Source organism: Sphingomonas sp. SORGH_AS_0879 (assembly GCF_030819175.1).
Classification (GTDB): Bacteria; Pseudomonadota; Alphaproteobacteria; order Sphingomonadales; family Sphingomonadaceae; genus Sphingomonas.
Genome location: NZ_JAUTBJ010000002.1, coordinates 2,414,578 through 2,430,536, shown reverse-complemented (window position 1 = coordinate 2,430,536; position 15,959 = coordinate 2,414,578). Strand labels below are relative to the sequence as shown.

The 15,959-nt window shown below is 61.7% G+C and carries 14 protein-coding genes and 2 pseudogenes; 10 read left to right on the top strand and 6 right to left on the bottom strand.

Translation table 11 applies throughout. The features are described from left to right. Window positions 1-70 precede the first annotated feature (70 nt). Together QE379_RS12110 and QE379_RS12105 are read left to right on the top strand one after the other, a co-directional pair. The gene (locus QE379_RS12110; protein WP_042490905.1) at window positions 71-913 is read left to right on the top strand and encodes a PhzF family phenazine biosynthesis protein; all 843 of its coding nucleotides are present in this window, start codon (window positions 71-73) and stop codon (window positions 911-913) included. Continuing rightward, window positions 913-1,518: a DJ-1/PfpI family protein gene (locus QE379_RS12105; RefSeq protein ID WP_307000400.1), complete on the top strand. Its 606-nt coding sequence runs from the start codon at window positions 913-915 to the stop codon at window positions 1,516-1,518. The genes QE379_RS12110 and QE379_RS12105 overlap by 1 nt, the downstream gene beginning before the upstream one ends. Before the next feature lie 39 nt (window positions 1,519-1,557). On the opposite strand, the pseudogene QE379_RS12100 reads toward QE379_RS12105, so the two are convergent. Continuing rightward, a pseudogene (locus QE379_RS12100) lies at window positions 1,558-2,590 on the bottom strand (zinc-binding alcohol dehydrogenase family protein). Between the two features lie 100 nt (window positions 2,591-2,690). Here QE379_RS12100 and QE379_RS12095 point away from each other — a divergent pair. The 6 genes and pseudogenes from QE379_RS12095 (at window position 2,691) to QE379_RS12070 (ending at window position 8,690) form a co-directional block, all read left to right on the top strand. Then, on the top strand, window positions 2,691-3,038 hold the full coding sequence (locus QE379_RS12095; RefSeq protein ID WP_058751874.1) for a helix-turn-helix domain-containing protein: 348 nt from the start codon (window positions 2,691-2,693) through the stop codon (window positions 3,036-3,038). A 156-nt stretch (window positions 3,039-3,194) separates the two neighbouring features. After that, window positions 3,195-4,277: a DNA polymerase IV gene (gene dinB / locus QE379_RS12090; protein WP_307000843.1), complete on the top strand. Its 1,083-nt coding sequence runs from the start codon at window positions 3,195-3,197 to the stop codon at window positions 4,275-4,277. Further along, window positions 4,277-4,840, top strand: a complete 564-nt coding sequence (locus tag QE379_RS12085) for an alpha-ketoglutarate-dependent dioxygenase AlkB (protein ID WP_307003202.1) — start codon at window positions 4,277-4,279, stop codon at window positions 4,838-4,840. The genes dinB and QE379_RS12085 overlap by 1 nt, the downstream gene beginning before the upstream one ends. 365 nt (window positions 4,841-5,205) lie before the next feature. Beyond that, on the top strand, window positions 5,206-7,119 hold the full coding sequence (locus QE379_RS12080; protein ID WP_307000842.1) for a hypothetical protein: 1,914 nt from the start codon (window positions 5,206-5,208) through the stop codon (window positions 7,117-7,119). Between the two features lie 129 nt (window positions 7,120-7,248). Beyond that, a pseudogene (locus QE379_RS12075) lies at window positions 7,249-8,352 on the top strand (IS5 family transposase). Further along, window positions 8,352-8,690 carry a hypothetical protein gene (locus QE379_RS12070; RefSeq protein ID WP_307000841.1) on the top strand — a complete coding sequence of 113 codons (339 nt, stop codon included), beginning with the start codon at window positions 8,352-8,354 and terminating at the stop codon, window positions 8,688-8,690. Before QE379_RS12075 ends, QE379_RS12070 begins: the two are co-directional and overlap by 1 nt. Window positions 8,691-8,979: 289 nt before the next feature. On the opposite strand, the gene QE379_RS12065 is transcribed toward QE379_RS12070, so the two are convergent. The 5 genes from QE379_RS12065 to QE379_RS12045 all read right to left on the bottom strand — a co-directional run bounded on the left by QE379_RS12065 (window position 8,980) and on the right by QE379_RS12045 (window position 13,241). Continuing rightward, window positions 8,980-9,402 carry a response regulator gene (locus QE379_RS12065; protein ID WP_307000840.1) on the bottom strand — a complete coding sequence of 141 codons (423 nt, stop codon included), beginning with the start codon at window positions 9,400-9,402 and terminating at the stop codon, window positions 8,980-8,982. 2 nt (window positions 9,403-9,404) lie between these two features. After that, window positions 9,405-10,175, bottom strand: a complete 771-nt coding sequence (locus QE379_RS12060) for a sensor histidine kinase KdpD (RefSeq protein WP_307000839.1) — start codon at window positions 10,173-10,175, stop codon at window positions 9,405-9,407. After that, entirely contained in the window at window positions 10,168-11,079 is a 912-nt protein-coding gene (locus QE379_RS12055; protein ID WP_307000838.1) for a restriction endonuclease, read from the bottom strand. Before QE379_RS12055 ends, QE379_RS12060 begins: the two co-directional genes overlap by 8 nt. An 83-nt stretch (window positions 11,080-11,162) precedes the next feature. Beyond that, window positions 11,163-12,328, bottom strand: a protein-coding gene (locus QE379_RS12050) for an IS3 family transposase (RefSeq protein WP_373461696.1) whose coding sequence is annotated in 2 segments (ribosomal slippage) — window positions 11,163-12,067 and window positions 12,067-12,328 — 1,167 coding nt in all. Because the reading frame shifts where the segments join, the coding sequence is not laid out codon by codon here. A 280-nt stretch (window positions 12,329-12,608) separates the two neighbouring features. Next, window positions 12,609-13,241, bottom strand: a complete 633-nt coding sequence (locus QE379_RS12045; RefSeq protein WP_307000837.1) for a tyrosine-type recombinase/integrase — start codon at window positions 13,239-13,241, stop codon at window positions 12,609-12,611. A gap of 585 nt (window positions 13,242-13,826) precedes the next feature. Between QE379_RS12045 and QE379_RS12040 the strand changes: the two genes are divergently transcribed. Beyond that, window positions 13,827-14,945, top strand: a complete 1,119-nt coding sequence (locus tag QE379_RS12040) for a S1C family serine protease (protein ID WP_307000836.1) — start codon at window positions 13,827-13,829, stop codon at window positions 14,943-14,945. Between the two features lie 12 nt (window positions 14,946-14,957). Further along, the gene (locus QE379_RS12035; RefSeq protein ID WP_307000835.1) at window positions 14,958-15,956 is read left to right on the top strand and encodes a hypothetical protein; all 999 of its coding nucleotides are present in this window, start codon (window positions 14,958-14,960) and stop codon (window positions 15,954-15,956) included. Window positions 15,957-15,959 lie beyond the last annotated feature (3 nt).

The following is a 15,959-nucleotide window of genomic DNA, read 5'->3' as shown; positions in this document are numbered from 1 at the left end:
CGTACCGATGTGTATCTGTCGGCGCCAGTCGCTCCGCGATAGGACCAGCCATCATCAACAGGAGATGACCGTGACCCGCCCCTTTCGCCTCGTCGACGTATTCGGCACCGATCCGCTGACCGGCAATCCCTTGGCCGTTATCGCCGATGCCGATGGCCTGACGACGGACGAGATGCAGGCGATCGCAAGCTGGTTGAACTTTTCGGAGACGACCTTCCTGCTGCCGCCGACCGATCCATCGGCCGACTATCGCGTGCGGATCTTCACCATGGCGCACGAACTGCCGTTCGCCGGGCACCCGACCTTGGGCAGCGCGCATGCGTGGGCGGAAGCGGGCGGGCAGCCGAAGCAGGACGGCGTGATCGTGCAGGAATGCGGCGTGGGACTGGTGACGATCCGGCGCGATGGCGATCAGCTTGCTTTTGCCGCCCCACCGCTGCTGCGCGGCGGCACGCCAACCAAGGCGGAGATCGCACAGGTCGCCGATCTGCTGCGGATCGACCGCGCGGCGATCGTCGATGCTGCCTGGGCCGACAATGGCCCCGGCTGGATCGCGGTCATGCTGGCGTCGGCCGAGGCGGTGCTGGCGGTCGAGCCGGCGCGGTACCACCCCGAGCATATCGACATCGGCATCGTCGGACCACATGCACCCGGCAGCGAGGTCGCGTTCGAACTGCGTGCGCTCTTCACCGACGCGCATGGCGGGCTGATCGAGGACCCGGTGACCGGCAGCCTCAACGCGTCCGTCGGCCAGTGGCTGTTCGCCAGCGGCCGGGCCAGCGGCAGCTATGTCGCTGCACAGGGCACGCGCCTCGGGCGGAGCGGGCGTATCCATGTCTCGCAGGATGAAACCGGCCAGGTTTGGGTCGCCGGTGCGACGCGGACGCTGTTCTCCGGACGGACGCAAGGGTGATGCAGGTCGCGGTCCTGACCTTCGACGGCTTCAACGAACTGGATTCGTTCGTGGCTGCCGCGATCATCAACCGGCTGCGCCCGCATGGCTGGGCCGCGCACATCACGGCGCCGACCGAGACGGTGACGTCGATGAACGGCGTCGTGGTCCATCGCCAACGGCCGCTCGCATTTCTCGAGGAGGCGGATGCGGTGCTGATCGGCAGTGGTGTCCGCACGCGGGAGATCGCCAACGATCCGGCGATGCTCGCCCGGCTTCGCCTTGATCCGGCGCGGCAGTTGATCGCGGCGCAATGTTCGGGAACGCTGTTGTTGGCCAGGCTCGGCCTGATCGGTGATTTGCCCGCGTGCACCGACCTCACCACCAAGCCATGGGTGGTGGAGGCCGGTGTCACGGTCATCGACGCACCGTTCGCCGCTCATGGCAATGTCGCGACGGCGGGCGGTTGTCTTGCCGCGCCCTATCTCGCCGCATGGCTGATCGCGCGCGGAGGCGCGCCCGAACTGGCGCGCGAGGCACTTCGTTACGTTGCACCGGTCGGCGAGAAGGGGCGCTTCGTCGACCATGCCATGGCGATCGTCGCGGGCGATTTGGCGTTCGCCTAACCCGCCCGCGCGCGTAGCTCGTAGGGACCCGCGTCGAGATTACGCCTGCGGGCTGTCCCAGCCTTCCAAGACGATCTTGCCCCTCGTGGTGGCGCTCTCGATGCGGCGGTGCGCCTCGATCAGGTTGGCGGCATTGATCGGCGAGAGCGTGTCGGTCGCCGTAGTGCGAATGCGCCCCTCGTCCACCAGTTCGGCGACCGCGTCCAGCAATCGCCCCTGCTCGTCGACGTCCGGCGTGTCGAAGAGCGACCGGGTGAACATCAATTCCCAATGGACCGACACCGCCTTGCGCTTGAAGGCGACGATGTCGAGGCTGGCGGGATCGTCGATCAGCGCAAAATGCCCCTGCGGCGCGATCAGCTCGGCGATGTCGGCCAGATGGCGATCGGTATGGGTGGTCGAGAAGACGAAGGCGGGCGCGCCGATCTCCAGCGCGGCGATCTGCGGTGCCATCGGCCGGGAATGATCGATGACATGATGTGCGCCGAGGTCGCGCACCCAAGCCTTCCGTCTCGGCGCGCGAGGCGGTGGCGATCACGGTCAGGTCGGTGCGGGCCCGCGCGATCTGGATCGCCGCGGAACCGACGCCGCCCGCGCCGCCGATGATCAGGATGGCACGGGCGCCGCCGGCCGGCTGGTTGTCGACCTTCAATCGGTCGAACAGGGTTTCCCACGCCGTGATGGCCGTCAGCGGCAACGCCGCCGCCTCCGCGAAGCCGATGCTGCGGGGGCGATGGCCAACGATCCGCTCGTCGACCAGCTGATATTCCGCATTGCTGCCGTCGCGCATCAGGTCGCCCGCATAGAAGACCTCGTCACCCACCTTGAAGCGGGTGGCCTCCGGGCCGACCGCCCCGACCACGCCCGCCGCATCCCAGCCGAGAATGCGCTCGTCACGTCCGTCGAATGGCGCGGCGCCAGTGCGAACCTTCGCGTCGACGGGGTTCACCGAGACGGCCCGAACTGCGACCAGAATGTCACGCCCGGTCGGAACGGGTCGTGGCAGTTCGACCTCGACAAGGGCTTCGTCCCGGTCAATCGGGCCGGGCTGGCGATAGGCTATGGCGCGCATGGGTCTTGCTCCTTTTACTGACGCACGCGAGATAGGGACGGTGTCAGCTTATGCCGTAGGCACAAAAAACGCTCATAGTGTCAAAAAGGATACCGCCCTGATGGCGAAAGCCCGTCACTCCCGCCTCGATTGTACCCCGGGTTGCGCCGTCGAGGCGGCGGTGAGCCTGATCGACGGCAAGTGGAAGGCGGTGATCCTCTACCATCTACAGGACGGACGCACGCGCTTCAACGAACTGCGCCGCCGCGCTGGTGATGTGACGCCGCGCATGCTGACCAATCAGCTGCGCGAGTTGGAAGCCGATGGCCTGATCGAGCGCGAGGTCTTCGCTCAGGTGCCGCCGCGCGTCGAATACAGCCTGTCTGATCGTGGACGATCCCTGTCGCCGATCATTGCGGCGCTAAAGGCTTGGGGCGATGCGAATATGGATCTCTTCGCACGGCGGTGACCATCCGGCAAATGCATCGGCGACGTTCGCGGCATCGCTCGAACGGCGTCGTGCCCGGATCTACACCAAGAGATGGGTATGTGGGATAAGTGACGGGTTTTCAACGTTTTTGCACAATATGTTCACATCCTGTTCTGTATGCGTTAAAAGGTGCGCATGGCGGTGCGTAAGATCATTCACGTCGACATGGACGCCTTCTTCGCGTCGGTGGAGCAGCGTGACAATCCGTCGCTACGCGGCAAGCCCGTCGCTGTCGGCCATGCCGCCGCGCGAGGCGTGGTGGCGGCGGCCAGCTACGAAGCCCGCAAGTTCGGCGTTCGCTCCGCTTTGCCCTCAGTCACCGCGCTGCGCCGCTGTCCCGACCTGATCTTCGTGCCGCCCCGCTTCGAAGTGTACCGCGATGTCTCGCGCCAGATCCATGACGTGTTCGCGCGGTACACGGACCTGATCCAGCCCTTGTCGCTCGACGAGGCCTATCTCGACGTCACCGCGAACAAGCGTGGCCTGGAAACCGCATGGCTGACTGCCAAGGCGATCCGCGCCGACATTCTCGCGGAGACCGGCCTGACCGCATCGGCGGGCATCTCGTACAACAAGTTCCTGGCCAAGCTCGCCTCCGATCACCGCAAGCCCAACGGCCAGTTCGCAGTCACGCCGGACATGGGCGCGGCCTGGGTCGAGACGCTGCCCGTCAGCCGCTTCCACGGCGTCGGACCGGTGACGGCGGAGAAGATGAAGCGGCTGGGGATCGAGACCGGGGCCGATCTGCGCGCCAAGTCGCTGGCGTTCCTGCAGCAGCATTTCGGCAGTTCCGCCGAATGGTACCACGCCATCGCGCGCGGGGAAGATGACCGTCCGGTCAATCCGAACCGCGTGCGCAAGTCGTCGGGGTCGGAAACGACGTTCAACCGCGACCTGACGGAACCCGCTGAGATCGAGGCAGGCGTGCTCAAGATGGCGGACGATGTCTGGGATTGGTGCGAGGGACGGCAAGCCTTCGGCCGCACCGTCACGGTGAAGATCAAATACGCCGACTTCCATCAGATCACCCGACGCCGCAGCCAGCCCGTGGCGGTCACCAGTCGCGAAGGCCTGCGCCGCGCGGCGCTCGACCTGATCCGGTCGGTTATGCCGACCCAGAAGGGGATACGACTGGTCGGCGTAACGGTATCGAACTTCGTCGAGGCCCGGGCAGCGGCACCGACAGAATTGCCGATCTTCGCGGATGCGGCGGCGTGATGCTCGACCTCTTTGATGCGCCGCTACTGCCGGGGCTCGCCACGCGGGCGAACCTGATCACCGCGGACGAGGAGCGCATGCTGATTGACCGGATCGACGCGACCGACCTCGAGCCGTTCCGCTTTCAGGGCTGGACGGGCAAGCGGCTGACAACGTCCTTCGGATGGAGTTACGACTTCGAGGTCGGGCGCCCAAAGGATGCGCCACCGATGCCGGATTGGCTTCTCCCCATCCGCGATAGGGCGGCAAATTTTGCCGGGCTAGCGCCCGAGGCGCTGATCCAGGCGCTGCTCATCCGCTACGACCCAGGCGCCGGGATCGGCTGGCATCGCGATCGGCCGATCTACGGGCATGTCCTCGGCATCTCCCTCGGCGAACCGGCGACGATGCGCTTCCGGCGTCGGCGCGGCGGCGGCTTCGACCGCGCGTCGTTGCCGCTCGATCCGCGTGGCGGTTATCACATTAGCGGACCCGCCCGACACGACTGGGAACACAGCATCGCACCGATGGAACGCCCGCGCTGGTCGATTACCTTTCGGAGCCTCGCAGAACATCGTTCATAGGTAAGATGGGGTTTACTATCGTTGTTCTTCTGACCGGCGATCAGGAGCGCGGTGAGCTGCATCCGTCGTCGACGCCGCGAAGCGGCTGAGATCTGCCTGCGGCAGGTGTCGACCACCATACGCCGTTCCTCTTCGGTGCCAGGAACGTCCGGTTACGCTAACAGCGGCCAGCGGCAGCTCTGGAAACTTCACTGGCAGGTAACCTCGAGATTGCGGTCGCTATTCCGCGATGCCGATGCGTTACGCGTGCGACAATTCAGCATGCGATCCTTTTTGACGGCTTTTATAGCGTGCGCCATTCATCTGCGACGCCGCCATTCCTATCTATGACTAGAAAATTCGGGCAAGGACTTGGGGCATCTCAGATGAGCGACGACAATGCAGCGTTCGCCGAAGACGACAAGGATATTGAACAGCCCGCTGAACCGCAGCCGCTCTATGAAGAGGTGACGGCCGCCGATTTCGCGTCGGTTGATCTGAACGCGTTGACCGGCAGCATGACTCGCCTCGACCGCCATGCGTTAGTCGATCTATTCTGGTCGAAGACCAAGGAGGCGGTCGATGGCGGCGACACGCTGGCTGAGCGCGTCTACCGTCTCGTTTCGGCTCTGGTCGGTCTGCATCTTCGTGTGGAAAGCGAAGGTGATCCGTTCGGTTTGCAGTGGCAGAACGGGACGCGGCGCACCGCGATCCCGCATGACTTCCGGGGCAATCAGAGTGAAGTCCTCGCCGATCTTGCGCCCGGCATCGTCCATCCCACACTGCGCGCGCGTTTTGCAGATGTCGCCTATGAAACCGGCGTGCGCCGCGCCGGGCGCACGGCGGTCGACGCCTATTGCGAAGTTGCACGCCGCATCGCCGATGGCAGTGCCGCGCTGGAGTTCCCCGATATCGGCACGCGAGCCATGGACTGCGTTAAGCCGCTCGAACGTAGTTTCATGATCAATGCCCGTATCGCCAAGCGCGGCACGTTGATCGAGCCGATCGCCGAAACCTTACGCTTGGCGTTCAACAACGCCGTTGCCGAACGTGCCTATTTCCCGCTCGCCCAGCTTGGTCGGCGCGTCCTACAGCACAAGCTGATCCCCTCCGAGGAGGTCGCGGAGACCGCCGCCAGTCTCGCGTCGACCGCCCCGCCAGAGGACTATGATATGGCGGTCAAGGAGTGCTGGAATCTCGCGGCCGACGCCTATGACCGCGCGGGTGATGAGGATGCCAGCCGAGACGCCGCGATCAAGTCGATTGAACGGACGCTCGCCATGGCCGAAACCGTGCCGTCTAGTTCTGCAAAGGCGCATTGGGTCAAGCAGGCTCTGCGCGAATTCCGTGCGCGCGGCGATGCCAAGGATCGAGTCGATGAAATGCGCCGCCGCCTGCGCGAGCTGCAAGATAAGGCGCTCGACGAATTCTCAGGCATCCCCTTCAAGCTCGACGGGATCGAAGAGGTCCGCGACCAGACCTACGGACAGTTCAAGGCGCTGGGCCTGACCGACGCGTTGCGGTCGATGGTCGGTTTCTCCAAGCCCGACGATGTCGAGAAGTTGAAGGAGCTGGTGCTCCAGCAGGCCAAGGACTCTCCGCTCTCGAACCTGTTCGCGACAAGTTACGCCGACCATGAGGGTCGCGAAGTGGCGCGCGGGCCGTCGCTCGATTTCGAGGATAAGCCTAGCGAAGCCTGGTACAAGGAACACGGCATCCGCCACATGTCGATCGTTCGCCGCTTCCGGATTCACGGCAATATCGAGCCCGCCCGCCAGGCGGTGCTGGAACGCTTTTCGATCAACGAACAGCATATGCTGCCTATAGTCCAGATGAGCAGCTTCATCCCCATCGGCCACCATCACATCTTCTCAGTCGGCTTCGCGCGCATGTGGCAGGGCGACTATGCTACCGCCGGGCACCTGCTACTACCGCAGATCGAGAATTCGCTGCGCCACATTCTCCAGATGTCGGGACGGGACGCCGCCAAGATGGAGGAAGACGGCCTTGAGGGCGATCGGCCGCTTAATATCCTGCTGGGTTATTGCCGCGCGGATCTCGAAGCGATCCTTGGAGCCGATATGGTGTGGGAACTCGATAGCCTGCTCAATTTCAGGCCCGGTCCCGCGCTTCGGCATGAACTGGCGCACGGCAAGATGGGCTGGAATGCTTTCTTCTCCGATGAAGCCATCTCGGCTTGCTGGCTGGTCTATCTGCTGACGGTCTCGCCGCTTTTGCGATATTGGGATAGCAATGTTGCCCCTGCAATCGCTGCGATGACGCCGAGCGGTGAGATCTGACCCCGTCAGCAATCGGCCGCACGCTCGCGCACGCGTCGCCGGATCTCGCTCTTTAACAGGCTGCTGAAAAGGGCTTGTTGTGGGCGACCTGAGGTGATTCATCGCGACTGCAGCGATGAGGGTGAATGGATGCGGGGTGGCGACGCGCGGTCGGGAGAATTGTTCTCTTGCGTCGATCTGGAGCGGCGGATGCCGGCGGGCCATCCGTTGCGCAAGATCCGCGTGGTGGTGAATGCGGCGCTGGCCGGGATAGGCCCCGATCTGGAGGCGCTCTATTCGCGGATCGGACGCCCGTCGATCGCCCCGGAGAAGCTGCTGCGCGCGCCGCTGTTGCAGCTGTTCCACGGCATCCGCTCGGAGCGGCAGATGATGGAGCGGCTGGATTTCGATCTGTCGTTCCGCTGGTTCGTCGGGCTGGGCGTGGACGAACGGGTGTGGGATGCCTCCACCTTCTCGAAGAACCGGGCACGGCTGCTGGACGGCGAGATCGCGGCCCGCTTCCTGTCGTCGATCCTGGCCTTGCCGCGGGTCCGGCGGCTGCTGTCGAGCGACCATTTCTCGGTCGACGGCACGCTGATCGATGCTTGGGTAGTAGCATGAAGAGCTTTCGTCCGAAGGAGGATGCCGGCGATGATGGCTCGCCCGGCGACGGTCCGGGCGGGCGTAACGCCGAGGTCGATTTCCGGGGCACGAAGCGGAGCAACGATACGCACGCCTCGCTCACCGATCCCGATGCGCGGCTCTACCGCAAGAGTGCCGGCACGGGCGCCAGGCTGTGCTACATGGGCCATGTGCTGATGGAGAACCGCCACGGGTTGGTGGTCGACACCGAAACCACGCGCGCGGCCGGGTTTGCCGAGCGGCTGACCGCGGTGGCGATGGTGGACGACCTCGCCCGGCCCCGAGGGGCGGCGCATCACGCTGGGCGCGGACCGGGCCTATGACACGCGCGATTTCGTGTCGGACCTGCGCGACCGATGCGTGACCCCGCACGTCGCCCAGAACACCAGTGGCCGACGCTCGGCGATCGATGGCCGCACCACCCGGCATGCCGGCTATGCCGCCAGCCAGCGCGTCCGCAAGCGGATCGAGGAGGTGTTCGGCTGGGTGAAATCGGCCGCCGGCCAGGGCAAGACGCGCTTTCGCGGACTGGCACGCGTCCGCTTCGCCTTCACGCTGACGGTCGCCGCCTACAACCTGATCCGGCTCCCCCGGCTGCTGGAGACGGGGTGATGTCCGTCTCGACGGGGCCGGTCGGCCGGTGGCGGATCGTCGAGGCCGCGGCATGGCCGCGCGAGCATCTCGACCTGTGTGGCCCGGCCTTTCTTCGCGTCGACGCCGATGGCTCCGGCGAGATGGCCTTCGGCGCACTCACCGCCGTGTTGAACGTCGGCTTCACCCCCAGCGGCGTCGACTTCGACTGGAATGGCAGCGATGAGGGCGACCACGTCCAGGGAACCGGATGGGCCGACCTGCACGACGACGGCAGCCTTGAGGGCGAAATCGCCTATGACAATGGCGACGAAACCACCTTCATCGCCAAGCCGTGGCCTTTTTCAGCAGCCTGTTAAAAGGGGCCGAACGACCTTGCCGACATCAGTGACCGGAAAGTCAATGAACGACCAAAGTCGGTCGTTCACATTTACTTCTGTGGATGTCGGGTCGTGAGAGAAGCTGCCGATCGGTCTGGACGGCGCAGCCGGTTGGCGAGAGGCGCATTTGAGCTATCGGTTGCCCGGTTTCTCGCGACTGGCTATCAATTCATACTCGAAGATACAGCCGAAAGAGCACCAGTCGAATTGCAAAAATGATTTGTGTTTGCCGAAAGGAAATATGTCCAATAATCATTCTGCATTTACGCTAATATTCTGCTGTTGGATCGTAGGACAGAACATCTTCGATTTCTCGCATGACTTGGCGAGTGTTTCCTTTTATAATGTATTCAACGTTAAGCATGTCTGCGACTGCTTGTACGCTGGCTTCTTTGTGAGCGGAGTAGAGGATCACCTGTTTGTAACGGTAGCCCTTATTTCGCGCTTCCGATGCAACCATAAGGCCTGGGAATAGAGCATATATATCGCCGAGGCTTTGGGCCTTATCGAGGTCAGCACCAAAGACCGGTATATTGAGGTCCACAATTAAAGCTCGAAACTCCTCGTGGGCGATGGCTTCGAGAGCCGCCCTCACGTCTCGTGCGAAGTCAACGTCATATCCATCATCCCGTAAGTTTTCTGCCAACCAACGGATATGAAAAGGCTCGTCATCAATGAGAAGAATTTTCATAATTACCTCTGCCTAAGTTTTCGATCTGAGGTTCCTCGTAAACCGTTTGGCAAGCGAATTGTAAATTCTACCTGATCATGATCATATCTCGCGGCGGAAATTTTGCCATTATGAGCTGTCTCTACGATTTGCTTGCAAATATAGAGCCCCAACCCGGTTCCAGAGGCAATAACGCGCTTTGCATTTTCTCCGCGCACACCAACTTGAAACATATTGATAAAATCTTGCTCATTTATTCTGTGCGACGGCTTGCTTCTTATGGAAATTATTGCATCATTAGTTCTCGCCTGAATATGATGTAATATTTCGACTTTGCTATTATCGCTACTGTACTTGACCGAATTATCTACCAGATTCATAAAAACCTGTCGTATCAAATCCGGATGTGCCCTGACGCTGTTCTGAATATCTCTTTCATTAACGAATAATTCAATCCCTCTACTCTCCGCCTCTTCTTGATGGAACATGCAGGCTTCAATGAGATTCTGAGGTAGGATTACCGTTTTCTTGTCCGACTCCCCTAATTCGCCAAAGCCGATTGCCAAGTATGCGAGATTTCTGGTTAATATTATACAATTTTCTACTTGCGCACGAATGGCATTTAGTCGTTGTTTCTGTCTGAATTCTTCCTTTATCTTACCCTCATAAAGTCTATCTAGTGTTCCGGCCACACCGTTCAATGGGTTTATCAATTGATGCGCAAAATTAGCTACTAGGGATAGGTCAAAATTATCGGTCAGAGGAGATCGATGGGCTATCTTTTTCTCATTCATATTTCATCTCCTCAATAAATAAATTCCGTCCGTCGTGATATAAATGGGATCCAGAAATGAAATCTACGGTCACTTTGGACGATGTGCAAAAAATCATTTCGATTTCCCTTTCATCGAGAATAATAACCAATTTTTTAGACAATGGTTCAACTTGTAGAATAGGACGTTCCGTTACGAACAAAATCCAAGTAAGAGATAAAATCTCTCCACGACCTAGTTTTCTGCTGTTGCCCGGAAAAATGAAAAAATCCGTAAAATCTCTGGTATCTAAATCTCTGGAGAAGGAAAAAAACGTTCCTCGGCTCTGCACTTGCGCAATGCGTTCATTCCAGCATCTCGCTAAGGAATTTGCATATTCTAAGGCTATCGTTGCGTCGCGTCGTGATTGAGAAATGGAATGTACGGTCGATATTATTTTCGCCATCTCGAGAGATACGCCGGCATATCCAAGAATTTCGGCGTTTATTTTGCCGAGGCCATACTTGAACAAAATTTCTTTCTTTAGCGCGACGTGCGCTTCAATCTCGTGGCCACCCCAAAATCTTACCTTCGGCCTTTTGTTTAAGGCGTTCCATGCGTTGATGCGATCAATGCTCGTAGGTGATGCAGAAGAGGTGGTCATCATAAACAGATAATCGGCATCGAGCGCTTCGGCGTGAGCAATTTTTTCGTGTATAGTTGGCCAAGATACTGCAGATTCATAGCGCTTGCACTCTATGAACCATTTCTCCTGATTGGAAACAAAGGTAGGGTCCACGAAAGTCCGCATAGCTTCGATGTCGCGACCTCCGTCGGCACCGGGAGTTCGCCACACCGGATTTTTAAACGCCATGCCCTTGATGATGTCGAAGCATAGATTTTCGAAGTTCGTTGGCGACAGGTCGTTCAGGGAGACGAGTGACATGAAAGCGGCTTCCAACTTTAGCGAGCATGGTAACCTATGATCAGGCTATCGGACCATATCTGGCCTGACGTGACCCCGGTCTTTCATCCAGCGGCAACCAGAGACCGACCGTGGTTTTCGCGCATAAGCGCAGGTGAAGCAACGGGCGGGGTTAACCCCGCCCGTTGCTGTTCGAGCCCGGCAGCGAAGGCTGCCGGAGTGGCGTAGCCGAGCGAGGAGTGCGGACGCTCGTTGTTGTAGTCGTCGACCCAGCGGGCCAGAATCGAGCGGGCCTGACCGATGGTGAAGAACAGCGTCTCGTTGAGCAGCTCGTCGCGCATGCGACCGTTAAAGCTCTCGACGAACCCGTTCTGCGTGGGCTTGCCCGGCGCGATGTAATGCCACTCGATGCGGGCATCGCCGGACCAGGCGAGCACCGCGTTCGACGTCAGTTCGGTCCCGTTGTCGCTGACGATCATCTTCGGCCTGCCACGCTCGGCGATCAGATCGGCCAGCTCGCGCACGACCCGCCGGCCCGAGATCGACGTGTCCACCACCGCCCGAAGGCATTCGCGCGTGACGTCATCGACGATGTTGAGCACGCGGAACCGACGGCCGGTCACGAGCTGGTCGTGGACGAAGTCCAGACTCCAGCGCTGGTTGGGAAGCGCCAGCACTGACGCGGGCGCACGGCTGCCTGTGGCGCGCCTTCGTCCCTTCCGGCGCCTGACCGTCAAACCCTCCTCACGATAGAGCCGCTGGGTCTTCTTGCGGTTGATCGTGATGCCGTCCCGGCGCAGCAGGATGTGCAGACGCCGATAGCCGAACCGTCGGCGTTGCTGCGCCAGCTCGCGCAGCCGCGACCGCAGGTCGCCATCATCCGCCCGGCACGAGCGATACCGCATGCTCGTGCGGTCTGCCCCAACGACCGTGCATGCCCGCCGCTCGCTCATCCCCAGCGTCGCCTGGAGATGCGCGACCGCTTGCCGCTTCGCGGCGGGCGTCACCACTTTTTTGACAGCAGGTCTTTCAACCCCGCATTGTCCAGCATCGTGTCCGCCAGTAGCCGTTTGAGCCGGGCGTTCTCCTCTTCGAGCGACCGCAGGCGCTTTGCGTCGGACACCTCCAGGCCGCCGAACTTCGCCTTCCACGCATAGTAAGTCGCGCTCGACATCCCGTGCTTGCGGCACAGCTCCGTCACCACCGCACCCGCCTCGGCCTCCTTCAGGATGCCGATGATCTGCTCTTCCGAAAACTGCTTCCGCTTCATTCCGTCCGTCCCTTTAAGGAGACGGTCTCTACTTCCAGTTGGATGAAGAAACGGGGGTCACGTCAGGCCGGTCCTTTGAAAGCCAGCGAGGTTGGCATGCAGCAGGTTTCCAAACGCCGTGGGGCGGATCTACTCATACTCGCATCGCTCACGATAAGAGATCTACGGTCACCCAAGTGTCCGGATTCGCCGGAAGCTGTCATATGCCGTTGCCTATGAGAATGACGGCAATGTCCCATACGGTGAGAGGCTCCCCGCCAAGAGACGGGGAGCCACCGGCTCAAATTTCGGTGTTCTCGGCAAGGGCAAGTGCATCTTCCACGTCGATGCCAAGATAGCGCACGGTGTTCTCGATTTTGCTATGGCCGAGAAGGATCTGGACGGCACGAAGGTTGCCGGTTGCCCTGTAGATGATCGATGCCTTCGTTCGGCGAAGTGAGTGCGTGCCATACTCACTTCGAATCAGACCGACCCCTGTCACCCATTCATCGACGAGCCGGGCATACTGGCGGGTGCTGAGATGCCCATTATGATCGACCCGGCTGGGAAAGACGTAGTCGTCCACCGTGCCGCCCCGCCGCTCGAGCCAAGCCAGCAGGCTGGCGCGAGCGTCTGGAAGCAGCTCGAACTGAACTGGTCGGCCTGTTTTCTGCTGCATGACGATCGCCCGCGTTCGGATTTGCCCGCCGCTGACAAGGTCGCCGATCTTCATCTGCACTAGGTCGCAGCCTCGGAGTTTGCTGTCGATTGCCAAGTCGAACAGCGCCCGATCTCGCAAGCGGCGGCTCTGATTAAGGTAGAATCGGATTTCCCATATTTGCTTGGGTTTCAGCGCACGCTTCGCGCCGACAGTTCTGCCGGCATTCCAGACTTGACGCTTGGTGGCGGTGGGTGCGGTTTCAGACATCTCCATGATCGTTCTCCGATGGCCAAAGTGACCAAGGGAAAAACGCTTTCGGAATTCATGGGATGGAGGCCCTCGGGGCACCTGCCGACCAAACTTTGCCGTTGGCGTTCACTCCAGCGAACGTCTGGTCCCGACAGTAACTGCCGTTCGCCCCGATCAAGGCCAGTGATCGGAACATGCCGAAAGGTTGATCGTCTGCGCTGCCTTTAGATCTCGGGCAGCGAACCGGCACGTCGGAACTCTGGGTATAGCGGAATGGCTGCTTATGGGCGGCGCCTGACGGTAAACGGCCGTTTGTTCAGGGGTTAGTGGTCCGAGGCTACGGTAAATGTCCACACAAGCTGGCGGGGGTTGCGCCGCGAGCGCCAAACCAAATAGCGGCGCGAGCGATGTGGATCTTGCATCGACCCCGCGGACGGCCCGTCACATCCCTACATTTTCCCTAGCGCAGCCTTGCGCTTCGCCGTTGTGGGCCATACCATCTGACACTTGTCGCGCCGTCGGCACGACTCGTGTGCGTACCGGGGCGGACGGACGTTCGGAGCGCTGCTACCCCATCCATCTCTGAAGCCTTCGGGAGGGAGTACGCGCGTGGCGCGCAGTGCTGGATCGGACATTGGCAGCCTCGTCCGCGCGGCGGAGGACGGGTTGCTTGACCCCCAAGCGTCTCCGCGAAGGTATGATCGCGGCGGCGGGACGGAAGGGCGGATTCGCCGGATGATGCAGCAGTTCGGCCGCGCATTCGAACGGCGTGGCGGCAGCGGCGAGGACGGCATTGACTCCGGGCTGGCCGTCGCGGCCGAGCTGGTTGCCGCGGCGATGGCGGAGCAGCTTGCCTCGTTCGGCAGACGTCAGAGCGTGACCAGTGCGGACCGCCGTTTCCTGGTGACCGCGGGCGGTCGCAGCTCAGCAGTCATCATCCTTGATCCGGGCATGCCGCGAGGTACGGTGAGGCAAGTGCCCTTCGAAGAGGCGGTCTCTCCCCAAATCCTGTCCCAGGCGGCGGAACGCATGTTCGCGGATGCGCGGGAGCTGAAGACCCGTTCGCCAGAAAGCCGCATCCTGTCCCAACTAGGGCCAGCCTCCGCTGATTTGGCACGGGCGGTCGCACCCGACGTGATCGTCACGAGCCGCCCCCGAATGGAGCCGCTGTGCGTGCCGAACCCGATGATGACGGTCGACCACGCGGGCGAGCTGTCGACCGCGGGCATCATGTGCCGCAACCCCGCCGGTCAGCTCGGCGTTACAGCCTGCTATCACGGCACCGGCCCCGTCGGCACCCAAGTCGTCGTCGACCTGCGCCAGACCATGGTCGCCGCCGCAGATCTGATCCAGGATATCGTCTTCCTGCCGCTCGACGAGGCGATGAACCTGCCTGAATTGACTGCATGCAGCGGTATCCGCAGCGACGAGGCGCCGTCCGCGGGCATGCCCGTCCGCTTCGAGGGTGCGAAATCGGGTGCGGTCCGGACCCGAGTGTCTTCGCACGACGCAGGTCTGCTCCGCCGCCGCCCAGGCATACAACTGAAGGTCCAGACGCCTGCCGACACCAACCGCGGAGATTCCGGCTCCGCGCTGGTCGACGGCCGCGACCAGGTGGTCGGGTTCGCCTTTCATCGCAGCGCTTACGGCGAGTTTCCGGAGATTACCGACTGGATCTGGGCGAGCAATGCGCTCGCCGCGCTCGGACTGACGCCGCTGAAAGTCTGAAGGAGGATTGCGATGGGATGGCTTGGTGATTTGTGGAAGACGGTGCGCGGCGCGGAGGCCGAGGACCTGATTTTCGCGCCCAACCTGCCGATGGAAGGGCTCGATGCGTCCAAGCCGATCGTGCGCGACGGCTGCTACGTCGAGCTGGTCGTCGAGTCCCTACGGCTGGAGCGGGCACGGGTGTTCGCAACGAAGTTTCACGGCATCGTCTACTCCTTCGTCAAGCTGTCGCGGCAGGGTGAGGAGAGCGCGGTCGTCGCCGCGGTGTCCAAACCGCCCAAGCTCGCCGAACTCGATCCGGATTCGATCGGCAAGGTGATCACCGCTCACAAGTCGATGATGGGCGCGGTGCCGTGGCGCGGCGGCGACCTGGGGCTGGAGCTCGGGCTGTTCTCTGTCAAAGCTGGCAATGTGTTGACCCCGGTCGTTGACTACGTCAGCCGCGTGTCGCAGATCGCAGGGATCAGCTTCGTCGGTGCAATCAAGCCGTTCGTGCCGCTGATCACCGAGGGTATGGACCTGATCGCGGGCCAGCCGAGGGACACCGCGCTGGAAGTCGGGATCGACACAACGATCAATCTCGAACGCCCCGGTGCCTTCGCGATCATCGCCGCCAAGAAGGGCAGCATCGACGTCGCGCGGCTGTCGGTCGATCCGGCGGACAACAAGCTGCTCGTCGCGGGCGAGCCGCTGAAGGCGGCGTATTGCGTGTTCTCGATCCGCGCGGTCGACCGCAAGGCCGATTACGGCGACATTCCCGAGCTGAAGGCGAGCTATGCCGCGTTCCGCGCCGCGATCTTGAAGGGGGTCGAGGCGGATGCGAAGGAGACGCTGGCGGTGTTCCGACGTACCGCGATCTTCTCCCCCGATCTGATCACCGCCGACGCGCGCCAACTTGTCGCGGCCGCAGAGGAGCTGATGCGCGATGCGTTCGGCGGCGGCGCGATCTCCGACACTGGCCAGGTTCCCGGCGTGCCCGACACGCTCGCCGGCCTGCCGCTATACCAGTAGCAC